Source organism: Sphingopyxis sp. GW821-FHT02C12, assembly GCF_059421785.1.
Genome location: NZ_JBWKVQ010000001.1, coordinates 2,251,879 through 2,266,653, shown reverse-complemented (window position 1 = coordinate 2,266,653; position 14,775 = coordinate 2,251,879). Strand labels below are relative to the sequence as shown.

Here is a 14,775-nt window from a genome sequence, read left to right as displayed (position 1 = left end):
CGACGACGCGGCGCCGCGACAGCGATAGGAGCTGCCGCACGCACGCTCCGAACAAATGGCCGATATTCCCACTCGGTGGGAAATCACCCGGACCCAGGCGGTCATCGCCGCGCCAGCGCGACGAAAAAGCCTCGGAAATTCGGGAAAGAGTAAAATTGGCACGCCCGTTGCTTAGCTATGGGCATGAACGCGGGGCGGCCCCCGCGGCCCCAGGAAAGACGAAAAAATGGAAACCGAAACCAACCTCTTCCGCCGCCGCGACACGATGTTCGGGATCTGCGAGGCCCTCGGCCAGGATTTCGGGATCAACCCGACATGGTTCCGGGTCGCCTTCATCGCCCCGCTCTTCTTCTTCCCGGTTCAGACCTTCGCCGTCTATTTCGGCCTCGGCCTGATCGTCCTCGCCTCGCGCCTGATCTTCCCCGCGAAGAAGGCCGCTGCCGCCGCACAGCCGGCGCTCACCGCGGTCGCGACGCGCGAACGCGCCGAGGAACAAGGCAAGGAATTCGCCCTCGCGGCTTGACCGGCGCCCGGGTGGGCCCTCCCTCTCCCCCGCGCCCGCCCGCGCACCGATCCGCACCGCCCCATAACGGGCCGGTGCAGCACCAGGGACCGGCAAGCATCCCCCGCTTGCCGGTCTCTTGTGTCTCTGACTGACACAAGGATTCGTCGATTGGCGTGCCGCCTATAAACGTGGTGTTTACGACGTTGCTTTATGGCTGGTGGTTGAAGTTCGGCAGCCGATGCTGCCCGAAGCCAAGGATGAAGCGTTGAGCCAATCGCCCCAGTTCCAGCCGCAGACGCGCAGCGTCGCCGAAATGCTCGATACGCTGGTCGCCAGCGACGGCACCGGCGCGCACCGCCACGTCCGCAGCGGCGGACTGTCGAACGGCCCCGACGCGATGCGCAACCTCGCCGACGCCGTGCATTTCCTGTGCCTGCTCCATGGCCGCCATCCGGGCGTGATCGACAGCGCGGCGCGCAAGGCGGTCGACCCCGTTTCACGCGTATGGATGGACGAGGCCGCCGAAGCCTTTGTCGAGGAACGCGCCTTCCTGTCGAAAATCGCCGCCGCGGTCGGCCCGGTACCGAGCACCCAGGGGCAGGACCAGTGCGAAGCGGCCGTCGCGGCGCAGCGCAAGGCGCTCGACATGCTCGCCGAATCGGACCGCCACGGCTGCGCTGTCGGCGCAGCGATCGCATTGACGCTCGACTGGCGCACGATCCGCGTCCTGCTCGACATCAGCGCCCAGCGGCTCGACATGGCGCCGCCGCGCTGCACCCTGCCCGACCTGCGCGATACCGCGCGGCTCGCCGGCGCGGTCGCCGACACCCCTGCCGCCGAACGCGCCATGCTGTTCGGCGCGCAGCAACTGGTCGCGCAGCACAGCGGCCTGTGGGACCTGCTCGAAGCCCGCGCCGCGAGCCGCGCGATTAGCTGACGCTTCGTCAGGCGCGCTTGCGCGCTCCCGACACCCTCGCTATGCCCCTTGACGTTCACGTTAAGGGAAAGGCTCTCCGGCCATGCGTTTCGAAGGTACCAGCGCTTATATCGCCACCGACGACCTCAAGGTCGCGGTCAACGCCGCGACGCTGCTGCGCCGCCCGCTGCTCGTGAAGGGCGAACCCGGCACGGGCAAGACCGTGCTGGCCGAGGAAATCGCGAAAGCGTTCGACGCGCCGCTGATCACCTGGAACATCAAATCGACCACCAAGGCGCAGCAGGGCCTGTATGAATATGACGCGGTTGCACGGCTGCGCGACGGCCAGCTCGGCGAAGAGCGCGTCCACGACATCCGCAACTATATCCGCAAGGGCAAATTGTGGGAGGCGTTCACCGCCCCCAAGCTGCCCGTGCTGCTGATCGACGAAATCGACAAGGCCGACATCGAATTCCCGAACGACCTGCTTCAGGAACTCGATCGCATGGCGTTCCACGTCTATGAGACCGACGAGACGATCGTCGCGAAGGAACGCCCGATCGTCGTCATCACCTCGAACAATGAAAAGGAACTGCCCGACGCCTTCCTGCGCCGCTGTTTCTTCCATTATATCAAATTCCCCGACCGCGACACGATGGCATCGATCGTCGAGGTTCACTTCCCGGGCATCCAGAAGACGCTGGTCAGCCGCGCGATGGACATCTTCTACGAAGTCCGCGACGTCCCCGGCCTCAAGAAAAAGCCCTCGACCAGCGAACTGATCGATTGGCTGAAATTGCTCCTCAACGAGGATATGCCGATCGAAGTCCTCCAGAACCGTGACGTCGGCAAGGCGATCCCGCCGCTCCACGGCGCGCTGCTCAAGAACGAGCAGGACGTGATGCTGTTCGAAAAGCTCGCCTTCATGGCGCGCCGTCAGGGCAACTGAAGGCCTACACCACCCCTACTGCCGTTTGTGTCGAGCGAAGTCGAGACACGCGAACGCAGCGCCGGACGTATCTCGACTTCGCTCGATACGAACGGGCGTGGGGTATAGGCTACAAAGCTGGTTAGAGCTGGTACGCCACCTCAACGTCGCCCCAGCGGCGCCCGTTGATCACCACCGGCATGTAAACGTTGCGCACCGTGACATAATTGGTGCCGTCGCCTTCCTGGCGATAGACCGCCATGAAATAGGGCGCCTGGCTCTTTTTCGCCGCCTTGTCGGTGTCGTCGAACAGGATGCGGCCGTTGCGGCAGTGCGCGGTGTCATGGACGACGTCGCCGGTCGGCGCGCGCGAGCAGTCCGTGATGTGCGTCGGCAGGAATCCGTTCATGTCGCCCGCCGACGACATCTTCACCTCGGGATGGTTGCTCACGATATGGTCGAACAACGGCCGCCAGTTGGTGTCGGCCCAATCGCACAGGCTGGTGCGGAACCGCTCGGGGTTCGACCCCGGCACGCGGACATAATTCTGGTCGAACAATTGCTCCATCGACAGCTCGCCCTTGGCGACCGCCAGCTCGGCGATAGCGACGAACTGGTCGCGCACCCGCGCGGCGAGGTCGACCACGGCCGAATCGCGCGGGCTGACCCCGGCCGAAATCACCGCGTTGAACATGCGGTTCGACACATTTTCCATCTTGAGGATCGAATCGCGGGTACCGCCCAAAGTGGCACTATTGTCGCGCACCGAGGTGACGACGCGGTCGACCGCGTCGCGAACCTTCGCACCATTGGCATGAACCATCGCGCTCGACTGCGCGATGCGGTCGCTCTGGTCGTCGAGCAGCGCGACGAGATGCGTCGCATCGTGCAGCGCGTCGGTGATCGTCTCGAACTGCGCTTCGGCACGGCTCGACTGTTCGACCCCCGACTGGATTTCGGTGACCAGCCCGCCCGCTTCGGCGGCGAGACTGCCGATGCTGCGGCGGATTTCGTCGGTCGCGCTGCGCGTATTCTGCGCCAGCTTCTTCACCTCGGCGGCGACCACCGCGAAGGTCCGCCCGGCGTCGCCGGCGCGCTCGGCCTCGATCGCCGCGTTGAGCGCCAGCATGTTGGTGGTCTTGGCGATCTGTTCGATCGACTGGCTGACCTGCTGCACCTGCGCCATCACCGCGGCGAAATTGGTGACGTGGGTGCCGAGGCGCGCGACGAGGTCGATGACCGACCGGAATTCGGTGACCGCGGTGTTGACGCGCTCGGCGCCGGTATCGAGTTGTTCGCAGGCGCGCGCCGACAGCAATTTCGCCTCGTCGGTCGAATCGGCGATCTGGCGCTGGTCGGCCTCGAGGCTGACGACGAACTCCTCGAGCCGCCCGAGTTCGACGATCTGGCGATCCATCTGGTCGGTCGAGCGCTTGATCCGCCCCGCCGCCTCGCTGCACCCGACGGCAAGCTCGCCGCAGTCGCCCGCGACCGACTGGTCGAGGATCGGAGCCGCCGGATTTATGGACTCGAATTTCATTGCGCCACCCACCTTTGGATTAATCCGCAGGTGATGACCGATAATGGTTAACGCGGGGTCAATGGGGCGGAGAGCGTCAAAGGTCGGCTTTGGGGTGGAAAGCCGTCATCAAGATTATCTGGGTTTATGCCCTAAGAAGCGCCGAAAATTTCGTTCAAGGTGCGATCCAGCTTATTAGCTTCGTCGCTCCAGCATTGTAACTTTTCGGGAGCGGCCAACGTATAGGCTCCGCTGGTCAGGGCAAGAATGGGCGTGCCGCCATTGCTAACAATGATTGATTCAGGGATGAAATCGTCGATGCAGATATCCAACCCCGCAGACTGCGCGTTCAGATACGCTCGCCTAACTTCTTCAAGCCGTGCCGTATCTAGGCGCCCGCTCTTAGAAGACCTTTCTAAACCCGCATTTTGGCAGACCTCCCGCGGCGCTCTCGGGGTGAGCGCAAATTCGCCAGTGACCAAGTCTATTCGCACATTGCCAGCGGGGCACCACTCAGAATGCTCAATGGTCGAAAAGATAATGGCGGTCCTACCGGGCTCGAAAATATCATACCCCGGAGTTTGAGCGGTAACCGCCAAAGATAACAAGAACGAGAACACAACTTTCTTCTGCCACGACAGGGCAACGTCCACAATCGGTCGTTAGCTGCCATTTGCGCCAACCCGATCAAAAACCGCTTTCCTAATAAATCCCGCCATGATCTACCCTGTTGGATGACCCGGCCTCGCAACCCGACCCCCATTTCCCGGATCTCCCGGCACCCCCGCCTTAGCGCGACAAAGGAGACATTCCGGACGCGCACGACCGTATCCTTTGTCGCCTTAAGGCCACAAAGGCCTCACTTGGAGCGCGTTCATGCGGGGCTTTTGTGGCTTTATGCGAGCAGCCAATCCACGTCGCCACCGCAATTCGCGAATGAAGTTGCGCAGTTTTCCGCCATTTCCTCTTCCCGACGCGACGCCCTTTCCGTTTACGTAAAGCAGTTGCGCCCGCCCCCGCGACACGATAGGCCATAGCCATGCTGTTCGGCTTCCTCGAAGAACTCCGCACCGCGGGCATTCCCGTGAGCATGAAGGAGCATCTGCTCCTGCTGGAGGCGCTCGACCGCGAGGCGATCGACCGCAGCCCCGAGCAATTCTATTACCTCAGCCGCGCGATCTATGTGAAGGACGAGGGCCTCCTCGACCGCTTCGACCAGGTGTTCAACAAGGTCTTCAAGGGCCTGCTCACCGATTATGGCCAGAACCCCGTCGACGTCCCCGCCGACTGGCTGAAAGCCGTCGCCGAGAAGTTCCTGACGCCTGAGGAAATGGCCGCGATCGAGTCGCTCGGCGACTGGGACAAGATCATGGAGACGCTGAAGGAGCGGCTCGAGGAACAGCAAAAGCGCCACGAGGGCGGCAGCAAATGGATCGGCACCGGCGGCACCTCGCCCTTCGGCAATTCGGGCTATAACCCCGAGGGCGTGCGCATCGGCGGCGAAAGCAAGCACAAGCGCGCGCTGAAGGTCTGGGAAAAGCGCGAGTTCGCCAATCTCGACAACACCAAGGAACTCGGCACCCGCAACATCAAGATCGCGCTCCGCCGTCTGCGCAAATTCGCGCGCGAGGGCGCCGCCGACGAACTCGACATCCCGGGCACGATCGACGGCACAGCACGCCAGGGCTGGCTCGACATCCAGATGCGTCCCGAACGGCGCAATGCGGTCAAACTGCTGCTGTTCCTCGACGTCGGCGGGTCGATGGATCCGTTCATCAAGCTGTGCGAGGAATTGTTCAGCGCCGCGACGACCGAGTTCAAGAATCTCGAATTCTTCTACTTCCACAATTGCCCGTATGAAGGCGTGTGGAAGGACAACAAGCGCCGCTGGTCCGAACGCCACCAGATGTGGGACATTCTCCACAAATATGGTCATGATTACAAAGTGATATTCGTCGGCGACGCGTCGATGAGCGCTTATGAAATCACCCACCCGGGCGGCAGCGTCGAACATTTCAACGAGGAATCGGGCGCGGTCTGGCTCCAGCGGATCACCCATGTCTATCCCGCCGCGGTGTGGCTGAACCCGGTGCCCGAACAGCATTGGGGCTACACCCAGTCGGTCAAGCTGATCAAACAGCTGATGAACGACCGCATGTATGGGCTGACCCTCGAAGGCCTCGACAAGGCGACGCGCGAACTGACGCGAAAGCATTGACGGCGGCGGCCAAAATTGGCCGTGACGATTTCTTCCGAACCTCCTAATCCCGTTCGTGTCGAGCGAAGTCGAGACACCCCGATGCCGTGCGCTGTCGACGGGTGTCCCGACTTCGCTCGACACGAACGGTTTTTTCCTGCCCCGCTGCGCTAGGCCCCCATGTTCGACCTCCCCCTCCTGACCATCCTCTTGCTCACCGGCTTCATCAACCTGATCGGCGCGCTCGCCTATGCCGCGCGCATCGCCGGCGTCCGCACGCGGCGGATCGCGATGTCGTTCGCGTTGTTCAACATCCTCGTGCTCTTTTCGCGCACCTCGAACAGCTTCCTCGGCCCCTTCCTTGCCAAGCGGATCGAGACCCGCATCCACGACGGCAGCGGCGTCTCGCTCTTCATCGACATGCAATTCGTCCTCGCCGCGGCGAGTGTCGCGACGCTCGTCGGCATCCTGCTCGTGCCCACCGGCCAGCGCATGTTCGCCGCAGCGATCGGCTGGTACCAGAGCAACCGCTCGACCACGAAGCTCGCGCTGAAGGCCATGAGTCCGAGCGGGCTGCGCACCTTGCGCCAGTCGCTCACCCTCCCCAGCCTGTCGCACCTCAAGACGTGGAAGATGCCCAAGGGCATCGGCTGGGGTGTGCTGATCGCCAATTGCCTCGCGCAGTCGCTGCTCGCCGTCGGCGTCGTCGCCTCGCTCTACGCCGGCTATCTCGCCCCCGAATTCCGCGTCACCGCGTCGCAGCTGTCGGCACTGATCAACGGCTTCGCGACCATCCTGCTCTTCGCCTTCATCGACCCGCAATTGTCGGTGATGACCGACGACGCGGTCGAAGGCAAAGTCGACGAGGCCGATTTCCGCCGCGCGATCACCTTCATCTCGCTGAGCCGCCTCGCCGGCACGATCCTCGCTCAGGCCTTGCTGCTGCCCGCCGCCATGCTGATCGCCTACGTCGCGGTCCATGTCTGAACCGGGCTTGGATGGCGGCAGCCATAGCCGCTTCCACACCGTCCGTTCCCGGTTGGAGGCGATGGCGGTCGAACCGGGACCGCGCGGCTGGTTCCTCGAATTTCTCGTCTTCGGCTTCAAACAGGGTTGGGCGTGCCTGTTTGGCGCGCTGATGCTGGCGTTGTTGCTCGGCACCCATCTCTTCTGGCCCGAGAATGCCGCGATCCACCGCTACGACGCGATCACCATTGGCGCGATCCTGATCCAGTTCGCCATGCTCGCCTTCCGGCTCGAAACGCCAAAGGAAGCGCTCGTCATCCTGATCTTCCACATCGTCGGCACGGTGATGGAATTGTTCAAGACCGCGGCGGGCTCATGGCAATATCCCGAGGCGAGCCTGCTCCACATCGGCGCGGTGCCACTCTTCTCGGGCTTCATGTACGCCGCGGTCGGCAGCTTCATCGCCCGCGTCTGGCGCATCTTCGACTTCCGCTACACCGGCTATCCGCAAATCTGGGCGACCTATGTGCTGGCTGCGGCGATCTATATCAATTTCTTCGCACATCACTGGCTGCCCGACATCCGCTGGCTGCTGTTCGCGGCGACCGCCTTGCTTTTCTGGCGCTGTCAGGTGTGGTTCCGCCCGCTCCACATCCACCGCCGCATGCCGCTGCTCGTCGGCTGGGGCCTCGTCGCGCTGTTCATCTGGTTCGCCGAGAATATCGGGACCTTCGCCCGCGCTTGGACCTATCCAAGTCAGGACGATGGCTGGCATATGGTCGGCGTCGAAAAGCTCGGCAGCTGGTATCTGCTGATGATCATCTCGTTCGTGCTGGTCAGCTTGGTGCAACGACCGAAGGCGCCGGATACCGCTGGATAACCGTCGCCCCCGCGAAGGCGGGGGCCGTTGTCGGCCTTGCTCGGCATCGACGCGTAAACCGCTGGCGGCCCCCACCTTCACGGGGGCGACGGGTTAGTCGAACGGCCGGTCGATCGACGGCGGCGGTTCGCTGAACCATTTCGGTCCGCTCTCGGTCATGAAAAAGCAATCCTCGAGCCTGATCCCGAACTCGCCGGGAATGTAGATTCCCGGTTCGTTCGAGAAACACATGCCCGGCGCCAACGGCGTCGTTTCGCCATGCACCAGATTGACCGGCTCGTGCCCGTCGAGCCCGATGCCGTGGCCGGTGCGATGCGATGTTCCAGGGAGCTTGTATCCCGGCCCCCAGCCCAGCCCCTGATAATAAGCGCGCACCGCGTCATCGACCTGCCCCGCTGGCGTGCCCAGCTTCGCCGCGGCGAAGGCGACATCCTGCCCCTTGCGCATCTGGTCCCACACCTGCCGCTGGCGGGGGCTTGCCTTGCCATTGACGAAGGTCCGCGAGATGTCGGACTGATAGCCATGAACGGTCGCGCCGCAATCCATCAGCACGACCTCGCCGTCCTTCACCGCCTGCGGCTTGCCGGACCCATGCGGATAGGCGCTCGCCTCACCAAGCAGGATCAGCTCGAACTCGCTCTGCCCGCCCAGCGCCTGCGTCGCGGCCTTCATGAGTCCGCCGATATCGGCCGGGGTCATCCCCACCTCGACCCGCGGCGCGGTGTGGCGATAAGCAGCGAGCGTGATGTCAGCGGCGACCTGCATCAGCGCGATCTCAGCCGCCGATTTGTGCATCCGGCACCCGCGCACCACGGGGGCACCGTTGACCACCGTCGCATCCGGCATCGCCTTTTTGAGTCCATCGACCGCAAAATAGCGCACCGTTTCCTCGACCCCGATCCGTCCCTTGGCCAGCCCGCGCTTGCCAAGCCAGGCAGCAACCGCAGCGAGCGGGTTCTCATCCTCGTTCCACGTCAGCACTTCGGCCTCGATGCCCAGGCTCTCGCGCACCGACGGTTCCTCAAAGAACGGCGTGACGATGGCCACCTCGCCTTCGCGCGTCAGCACCGCGGCGGTCAGCCGCTCACTCCGCCACCATTGCACGCCGGTGAAATAGATGAGGCTCGACCCCGGCTCGATCAGCAGCGCGCCGATATCGTTCGCCGCCATCAGTTCCTTCGCCTTGGCGATCCGCGCCTGCCGCTCGGCCTTGCCGATCGGCACCGCCTTCGCCGCGAGGTTGGACAGACCCGCCGTGTCGACCGCGAGCACAGACGCCGGCAACGTCGTCGCCAGCCCGGTCAGCGCCGCAGTCCCCAGAAAGTGCCGCCGCTGCATCGTCATCCCCTCATACATAGATCAGCAGGTCGGCGATCTCTTCGCGCCATGCCGCCTCGTCGGGCCCGGCCAGCGCATCGAGATCGCCCGCCACCGCCCCGGCATCGTCGACCCACGTGCGCAAGCCGCTGCCGCCGTTGATCACGTCGATCGCCAGCACATCGTCGGTATATTCATATTTGAAGTCGGTGCCGCGCCAGATCGGATAGTCGGGGTACAGCGAGCGGATCGCCTTAAACCCCAGCGCCTGCACCCGCCAGGGCCGGAACGCGGCATGGTCGTACCACGCCCCCTCGGCATGGATGAACACTCCGCTGTTCAGCACCTTCATATGCTTGTGGAAGGTCGGCTCGAACCAGATGTCGCGCAGCTTGCATCCCGCGAGCCATTCGGGCGCCAGCCGCTGCATCTCGGCGATCACCGCCTTGGCGTCGATATCGGGCGCCCCGAACAGTTCGAGCGGGCGCGTCGTGCCCCTGCCCTCGCTAAGCGTCGCACCCTCGATCATCACCGTCCCCGCATAGGCGCGCGCCATGTTGAGGTTCGCGGCATTGGGGCTGGGGTTGATCCACACGCGGTCGGCCGGCCAGCCAAAGCCCGGTCCATCGGGCTGCCACCCCTCCATCCCGATCACGCGATAATCGACGTCGAGGTTGAAGTGCCGGATGAACCAGCGCCCCATCTCGCCCATCGTCAGCCCGTGGCGCATCGCCATCGGTCCCGCGCCGACGAAGCTCTCCCAGCCCGGCTGCAGCAACGTCCCCTCGACCGGACGCCCCGCCGGGTTCGGCCGGTCGAGCACCCACACGGCTTTGCCATGCTCCGCCGCGGCTTCGAGGATATAGAGCAAGGTCGTCACATAGGTGTAGATGCGGCACCCCAGATCCTGCAAGTCGACCAGCATCACGTCGAACGTGTGCATCGACTGCCCCGACGGGCGGCGTACTTCGCCATAGAGGCTGAACACCGGCATGCCGTAAGTCGGGTCGGTGAAGTCGGGCGACTCCATCATATTGTCCTGCAGGTCGCCGCGCACGCCATGCTGCGGCCCGAATACCGCGGTGACGTTGATCTCGGCTGCGACCAAGGCATCGAGGCTGTGCGTCAGGTCGGCGGTGACCGACGCCGGATGCGCGAGCAACGCGACGCGCTGGCCCTCGAGCGGTTTGCGAAGCGCGGGGTCGGCGAGCAGGCGGTCGATACCGAATTGGACAGTCATGCCGAATCGGGTGCCCCAAGCGTCAGCGCAAAGCAATCGGGATGATGGAAGTCGGGTTTGCCGGGGGCGTGAGCCAGCGCCCAATAGCTTTTGGTGCCGGTCTTCTCCTCGATCACCACCGACAGGCCGACCTGCCAGTCGGCATCGTCGAGGCCGGGCTGGCCCGAAAAGTCGAACAGCGCCTGAATTATGCCGCCGACGCGGTCGAAATCGGGGACCACATCGGCCTCGCGCATCCCGGCGCGATAATCGTCGAACCGATAGGACGCCCAGCCGGTCGAGGGCGACAGGTTGAATTCCAGATAGTCGCTGCGCCCCGCAGGCTTCACGAACGCCTCGCAGCAGGTCGTCTGCCACAGCCCGTCGGTGCGCCCGAGAGCGCGGCGCGGCGGCATGACGATCCTGTCCATCTCGCCGTCGATGATGAAGCGCAGGTAAAGCGATCCCGGCTGGTTGCGGACCGCATCGACCGAAAGGAACAGGTCGGCCGAGCAAGGCGTGTCGGGGTGGCAAGTCAACAGCATGCCCTATCCCTACGCCAATCGCACGAACGCGGGAATGACGGGTTTGAGGAATTTCGCGCGCATGCTAAGCGCCCGCCCGCTATGACCTACAAATCCGATCTTCTGCGCGTGCTCGACGAGCGCGGCTACATCCACCAGACCACCGATGCCGATGGTCTCGACGCCCTCGCCGCGCAGCAGATCATTCCCGCCTATATCGGCTTCGATGCGACCGCACCCTCGTTGCATGTCGGCAGCCTAGTGCAGATCATGATGCTGCGCCGGCTGCAGCAGACGGGGCACAAGCCGATCGTGCTGATGGGCGGCGGGACGACGCGGATCGGCGATCCGACCGGGCGCGACGAGAGCCGCAAGATGCTGTCGGATGAGACGATCGCCGCGAACATCGCGTCGATCTTCAGCATCTTCCAGCAATATCTGACCTTCGGCGACGGCCCGACCGACGCGGTGATGGTCGACAACCAGGACTGGCTCGGCCAGCTCGGCTATATCGAACTGCTGCAGGAAGTCGGCACCCACTTCACGATCAACCGCATGATGACCTTCGATTCGGTCAAGCTGCGGCTCGAGCGCGAACAGCCGATGACCTTCCTCGAATTCAACTACATGATCCTGCAAGGCTATGACTTCCGCCACCTGTCGAAGCAAATGGGCGTGCGGTTGCAGATGGGCGGCTCCGACCAGTGGGGCAATATCGTCAACGGCATGGAACTCGGCCGCCGCATGGACGGCGCCGACCTGTTCGGGCTAACGACTCCGCTGCTGACCACCGCCGCAGGTACCAAGATGGGCAAAACCGCCGCCGGCGCGGTGTGGCTCAATCCCGCGCAACTGTCCCATTTTGACTATTGGCAGTTCTGGCGCAACACCGACGACCGCGACGTCGGCAAGTTCCTGCGCCTGTTCACCGACCTGCCGATCGACGAGATCTCGCGCCTCGAAACGCTCGAGGGCGCCGCGATCAACGACGCGAAGAAAATCCTCGCCGATGCCGCGACCGCGCTGTGCCGCGGCGAAGAAGCCGCGCGGACCGCATCGGAAACCGCCGCGCAAACCTTTGAAAAGGGCCAGATCGGCGGCGACTTGCCACAGGTCGCGGCGCCCGCCGAGGGGATTCGCATCCTCGACGCGCTGCGCGAACTCGGCTTTGCGGCATCGAACAAGGAAGCGCGGCGCAAGCTCGACGAGGGCGCGGTGAAGGTGGGCGGTGTCGTGCTCCGCGACGCGAATCATGTCATCCTGCCCGCCGCCGAGCCGGTCCCGGTGAGCCTCGGCGCCAAGAAGCACGGCCTCGTCACCGGCTAACACCTTGCCGCAGCGTTTACCTATTCTTAGCGAAATCTGTCCGATGCTCCCGGCCTGACCAGCAAAGGCATCGTCATGCGTAAGATCGACACCAACAAGGCCCATTATGTCGGCCTCGACCAGCGCCTCGCGGCGCGTAGCGACGTCTATTGCCGCCTGCCCTTCATCCTGCCCGACGGCGGCCAGGAAATGTGCACTTGCGTCAATATCAGCGCCGACGGCCTGTTGATGCGTTACGAGCGCGGTCTGGAGATCGGCGACATGATCGTGTTCCGCATGCCGATCATCGGCCGCATCGCGGCCAGCGTGATCTGGTCGCTCGGCGGCAAGACAGGGGTGCAGTTCGAAAAGATGATCGCGGTCGAGGATTACCTGCCGATGATCCGCGCGATGGGCGCCCGCGGCGACGCCTAACCGCTTCGCAGCAACGGCACCGCCGCGTCGCGTTCGAACAGATAGAGACAGAGCCGCACCGCCTCGCCGCGGGCGCCTTCGATGCCGCCGTCACGCTCGACGAACAGGCGCGCGTCGTCATGGGCAATCGGCAACAAGCGCACCAGTTGCTCTGGGCTAGCAACGCGATAATCGGCATCGCCCGACTGCTTGAGGCCGAGCAGTTCGCCGCCGCCGCGCAGTTCCAGATCCTTCTCGGCGATCACGAACCCGTCATTGGTGTCGCGCATCAGCGCCAGCCGCTCGCGCGCGGTTTCCGACGGGGCCTGCGAGCGCAACAACAGGCACACCGATTTCGCGGTACCGCGCCCCACGCGGCCGCGCAGCTGATGCAGCTGGGCGAGGCCGAAATTCTCTGCATGCTCGATCACCATCAGGCTCGCCGCCGGCACGTCGACCCCGACCTCGATCACCGTGGTCGCGACCAGCACGCCGATCTCGCCTGCCTGGAAGCGCGCCATCACCGCATCCTTGTCGGGTCCCTTCATCCGGCCATGCACCAGCCCGACCCGATCGGCGCCGAGCCGCAGGCGCAGCAGCGCGGCGCGCTCCTCGGCCGCCGCCAATTCGCTGGCCTCGCTTTCGGCGACGAGCGGGCACACCCAATAAGCCTGCGCGCCGCCCGCCAGATGCCGTTCCAGCCCGCTGACCACTTCGTCGAGTCGATCGATCGAGACGACGCGCGTGTCGACCGGGGTGCGGCCCGGCGGCATTTCGTCGATCCGCGACACGTCCATCTCGCCATGGTTGGCGAGCAGCAGTGTGCGCGGGATCGGGGTCGCGGTCATCACCAACAGGTGCGGGGGACGCGCCGCCTTGCCGGTGAGCATCAGCCGCTGCGCGACGCCGAAACGATGCTGTTCGTCGACCACGACGAGCGCGAGGTCGCGATAGGTCACCGCCTCCTGGAAAATCGCGTGGGTGCCGACAAGGATGTCGATGCTGCCGTCGGCGAGGCCCATCAGCGTCGATTCGCGCACCCGCCCCTTGTCGCGCCCGGTCAGGATCGCGATGGTGACCGGCAGCCCCGCGAGCATCGCCTGCAAGGTCGCGAAATGCTGGCGCGCCAAGATCTCGGTCGGCGCAAGCAGCGCCGCCTGCGTTCCCGCCTCGACCGCCGCCAGCATCGCGCGCAGCGCGACGAGCGTCTTGCCCGACCCGACATCGCCCTGCAGCATCCGCAGCATCGGCGTATCGCGCGCCATGTCGGCCGCGATCTCGCGCCCCACCCGCTCCTGCGCGCCGGTGAGGCCGAACGGCAGTCGCAGCGCGCCGGTCAATCGCCCGTCGCCGACAATCGCGCGCCCCTTGCGGTTGCGCAGCCCCTGCCGGATCAGCATCAGCGCAACCTGGCTCGCGAAAATCTCGTCATAGGCAAGCCGGTCGTGCGCCGCCGCGTCGTGCGGGCTGGCATGCGCGCGGGTCAGCGCCTCGTTCCACGCCGGCCATTCACGCAGCGCCAGCAGCGGCCCGTCGATCCATTCGGCGAGGTCCGGCCGCCGTTCGAGCGCGATCTCGACCAGTTGCCTGAGCCGGGCATTGGTCAGCCCCTCGCTCAGCGGATAGACCGCTTCGCTCGTCGCGATCACCTCGGCACTGTCGGGCTCGGCGACATGGTCGGGATGGACGATCTGGCGCATGTCGCCATAGGCATCGAGCCGCCCCGACACCTGCCGCGCCTCCCCCAGCGGGAAGAGTTTTTTGGCGAGCCCCCCGGTGCGCCCGAAATAGACGAGCCGGACATGGTCGCCCGCACTGTCGAACGCCTCGACCCCGAACGGCGCGCGCGGGCTGCGGCCCGAGCGATAATCCTGCGCGGTCAGCGTGACGATGATCTGCCGCCCGACCTGCGCATCGTCGAGCCGATCGATCGGATAGCGTTGCACCAGTCCGGTCGGCAGGTGGAACAGCACGTCGACGACGCGTTCCAGCCCCAGCCGCGTCAGCGGCTTGGCAAGCTGCGGTCCGACGCCCTTGAGGTCGGTCAGCGCGGCAAAGAGCGGATTGAGTATCTCGGGTCGCATG

General features: G+C 64.7%; 14 protein-coding genes. 8 read left to right on the top strand and 6 right to left on the bottom strand.

The window, feature by feature from the left end:
• Positions 1 to 226 precede the first annotated feature (226 nt).
• The 3 genes from AC07U1_RS10890 to AC07U1_RS10880 all read left to right on the top strand — a co-directional run bounded on the left by AC07U1_RS10890 (position 227) and on the right by AC07U1_RS10880 (position 2,370).
• Positions 227 to 523, top strand: coding sequence for a PspC domain-containing protein (locus AC07U1_RS10890; protein WP_495176512.1), 297 nt, complete (start codon positions 227 to 229; stop codon positions 521 to 523).
• Between the two features lie 247 nt (positions 524 to 770).
• The gene (locus AC07U1_RS10885) at positions 771 to 1,442 is read left to right on the top strand and encodes a DUF6975 family protein (RefSeq protein WP_082545007.1); all 672 of its coding nucleotides are present in this window, start codon (positions 771 to 773) and stop codon (positions 1,440 to 1,442) included.
• 82 nt (positions 1,443 to 1,524) lie between these two features.
• Positions 1,525 to 2,370, top strand: a complete 846-nt coding sequence (locus AC07U1_RS10880) for an AAA family ATPase (RefSeq protein WP_495176513.1) — start codon at positions 1,525 to 1,527, stop codon at positions 2,368 to 2,370.
• A gap of 121 nt (positions 2,371 to 2,491) precedes the next feature.
• On the opposite strand, the gene AC07U1_RS10875 is transcribed toward AC07U1_RS10880, so the two are convergent.
• Together AC07U1_RS10875 and AC07U1_RS10870 are read right to left on the bottom strand one after the other, a co-directional pair.
• Positions 2,492 to 3,889 carry a methyl-accepting chemotaxis protein gene (locus AC07U1_RS10875; protein ID WP_187141805.1) on the bottom strand — a complete coding sequence of 466 codons (1,398 nt, stop codon included), beginning with the start codon at positions 3,887 to 3,889 and terminating at the stop codon, positions 2,492 to 2,494.
• A 131-nt stretch (positions 3,890 to 4,020) separates the two neighbouring features.
• Positions 4,021 to 4,521, bottom strand: a complete 501-nt coding sequence (locus AC07U1_RS10870; RefSeq protein ID WP_492739609.1) for a hypothetical protein — start codon at positions 4,519 to 4,521, stop codon at positions 4,021 to 4,023.
• 386 nt (positions 4,522 to 4,907) lie between these two features.
• Here AC07U1_RS10870 and AC07U1_RS10865 point away from each other — a divergent pair, with 386 nt between their 5' ends.
• The 3 genes from AC07U1_RS10865 (at position 4,908) to AC07U1_RS10855 (ending at position 7,911) form a co-directional block, all read left to right on the top strand.
• Positions 4,908 to 6,086 carry a vWA domain-containing protein gene (locus AC07U1_RS10865; protein WP_056346489.1) on the top strand — a complete coding sequence of 393 codons (1,179 nt, stop codon included), beginning with the start codon at positions 4,908 to 4,910 and terminating at the stop codon, positions 6,084 to 6,086.
• 159 nt (positions 6,087 to 6,245) lie between these two features.
• Entirely contained in the window at positions 6,246 to 7,052 is an 807-nt protein-coding gene (locus AC07U1_RS10860; protein WP_495176514.1) for a lipid II flippase Amj family protein, read from the top strand.
• A complete protein-coding gene (locus tag AC07U1_RS10855; RefSeq protein ID WP_495176515.1) occupies positions 7,045 to 7,911 on the top strand; it encodes a DUF817 domain-containing protein in 867 nt (288 codons plus the stop codon). The genes AC07U1_RS10860 and AC07U1_RS10855 overlap by 8 nt, the downstream gene beginning before the upstream one ends.
• 93 nt (positions 7,912 to 8,004) lie before the next feature.
• Here AC07U1_RS10855 and AC07U1_RS10850 read toward each other — a convergent pair whose 3' ends face one another.
• The 3 genes from AC07U1_RS10850 to AC07U1_RS10840 are packed head-to-tail and all read right to left on the bottom strand — an operon-like array spanning position 8,005 to position 10,992.
• Positions 8,005 to 9,249 (bottom strand): M24 family metallopeptidase, encoded by a 1,245-nt coding sequence (locus AC07U1_RS10850; protein WP_495176516.1) that lies wholly within the window; start codon positions 9,247 to 9,249, stop codon positions 8,005 to 8,007.
• 10 nt (positions 9,250 to 9,259) lie between these two features.
• Positions 9,260 to 10,468 carry an exo-beta-N-acetylmuramidase NamZ family protein gene (locus AC07U1_RS10845; RefSeq protein ID WP_495176517.1) on the bottom strand — a complete coding sequence of 403 codons (1,209 nt, stop codon included), beginning with the start codon at positions 10,466 to 10,468 and terminating at the stop codon, positions 9,260 to 9,262.
• Entirely contained in the window at positions 10,465 to 10,992 is a 528-nt protein-coding gene (locus AC07U1_RS10840; protein ID WP_495176518.1) for a DOMON-like domain-containing protein, read from the bottom strand. The genes AC07U1_RS10845 and AC07U1_RS10840 overlap by 4 nt, the downstream gene beginning before the upstream one ends.
• An 81-nt stretch (positions 10,993 to 11,073) precedes the next feature.
• Here AC07U1_RS10840 and tyrS point away from each other — a divergent pair, with 81 nt between their 5' ends.
• Both tyrS and AC07U1_RS10830 read left to right on the top strand, forming a co-directional pair.
• Entirely contained in the window at positions 11,074 to 12,297 is a 1,224-nt protein-coding gene (gene tyrS / locus AC07U1_RS10835) for a tyrosine--tRNA ligase (protein WP_495176519.1), read from the top strand.
• Between the two features lie 75 nt (positions 12,298 to 12,372).
• The gene (locus AC07U1_RS10830; protein WP_187141798.1) at positions 12,373 to 12,711 is read left to right on the top strand and encodes a PilZ domain-containing protein; all 339 of its coding nucleotides are present in this window, start codon (positions 12,373 to 12,375) and stop codon (positions 12,709 to 12,711) included.
• Here the strand turns inward: AC07U1_RS10830 and recG are convergent.
• Positions 12,708 to 14,774 carry an ATP-dependent DNA helicase RecG gene (gene recG, locus AC07U1_RS10825; RefSeq protein ID WP_495176520.1) on the bottom strand — a complete coding sequence of 689 codons (2,067 nt, stop codon included), beginning with the start codon at positions 14,772 to 14,774 and terminating at the stop codon, positions 12,708 to 12,710. The two genes, AC07U1_RS10830 and recG, sit on opposite strands and share 4 nt — an antisense overlap.
• Position 14,775: the final 1 nt, after the last annotated feature.

Excerpts from the sequence above, each read along its gene's own strand:
- AC07U1_RS10875 (WP_187141805.1), bottom strand. The coding sequence starts at position 3,889 with ATGAAATTCGAGTCCATAAATCCGGCGGCTCCGATCCTCGACCAGTCG.
- recG (WP_495176520.1), bottom strand. The coding sequence starts at position 14,774 with ATGCGACCCGAGATACTCAATCCGCTCTTTGCCGCGCTGACCGACCTC.
- AC07U1_RS10840 (WP_495176518.1), bottom strand. The coding sequence starts at position 10,992 with ATGCTGTTGACTTGCCACCCCGACACGCCTTGCTCGGCCGACCTGTTC.
- AC07U1_RS10830 (WP_187141798.1), top strand. The coding sequence starts at position 12,373 with ATGCGTAAGATCGACACCAACAAGGCCCATTATGTCGGCCTCGACCAG.
- AC07U1_RS10855 (WP_495176515.1), top strand. The coding sequence starts at position 7,045 with ATGTCTGAACCGGGCTTGGATGGCGGCAGCCATAGCCGCTTCCACACC.
- AC07U1_RS10850 (WP_495176516.1), bottom strand. The coding sequence starts at position 9,249 with ATGCAGCGGCGGCACTTTCTGGGGACTGCGGCGCTGACCGGGCTGGCG.
- AC07U1_RS10845 (WP_495176517.1), bottom strand. The coding sequence starts at position 10,468 with ATGACTGTCCAATTCGGTATCGACCGCCTGCTCGCCGACCCCGCGCTT.
- AC07U1_RS10890 (WP_495176512.1), top strand. The coding sequence starts at position 227 with ATGGAAACCGAAACCAACCTCTTCCGCCGCCGCGACACGATGTTCGGG.
- AC07U1_RS10865 (WP_056346489.1), top strand. The coding sequence starts at position 4,908 with ATGCTGTTCGGCTTCCTCGAAGAACTCCGCACCGCGGGCATTCCCGTG.
- AC07U1_RS10860 (WP_495176514.1), top strand. The coding sequence starts at position 6,246 with ATGTTCGACCTCCCCCTCCTGACCATCCTCTTGCTCACCGGCTTCATC.
- tyrS (WP_495176519.1), top strand. The coding sequence starts at position 11,074 with ATGACCTACAAATCCGATCTTCTGCGCGTGCTCGACGAGCGCGGCTAC.
- AC07U1_RS10880 (WP_495176513.1), top strand. The coding sequence starts at position 1,525 with ATGCGTTTCGAAGGTACCAGCGCTTATATCGCCACCGACGACCTCAAG.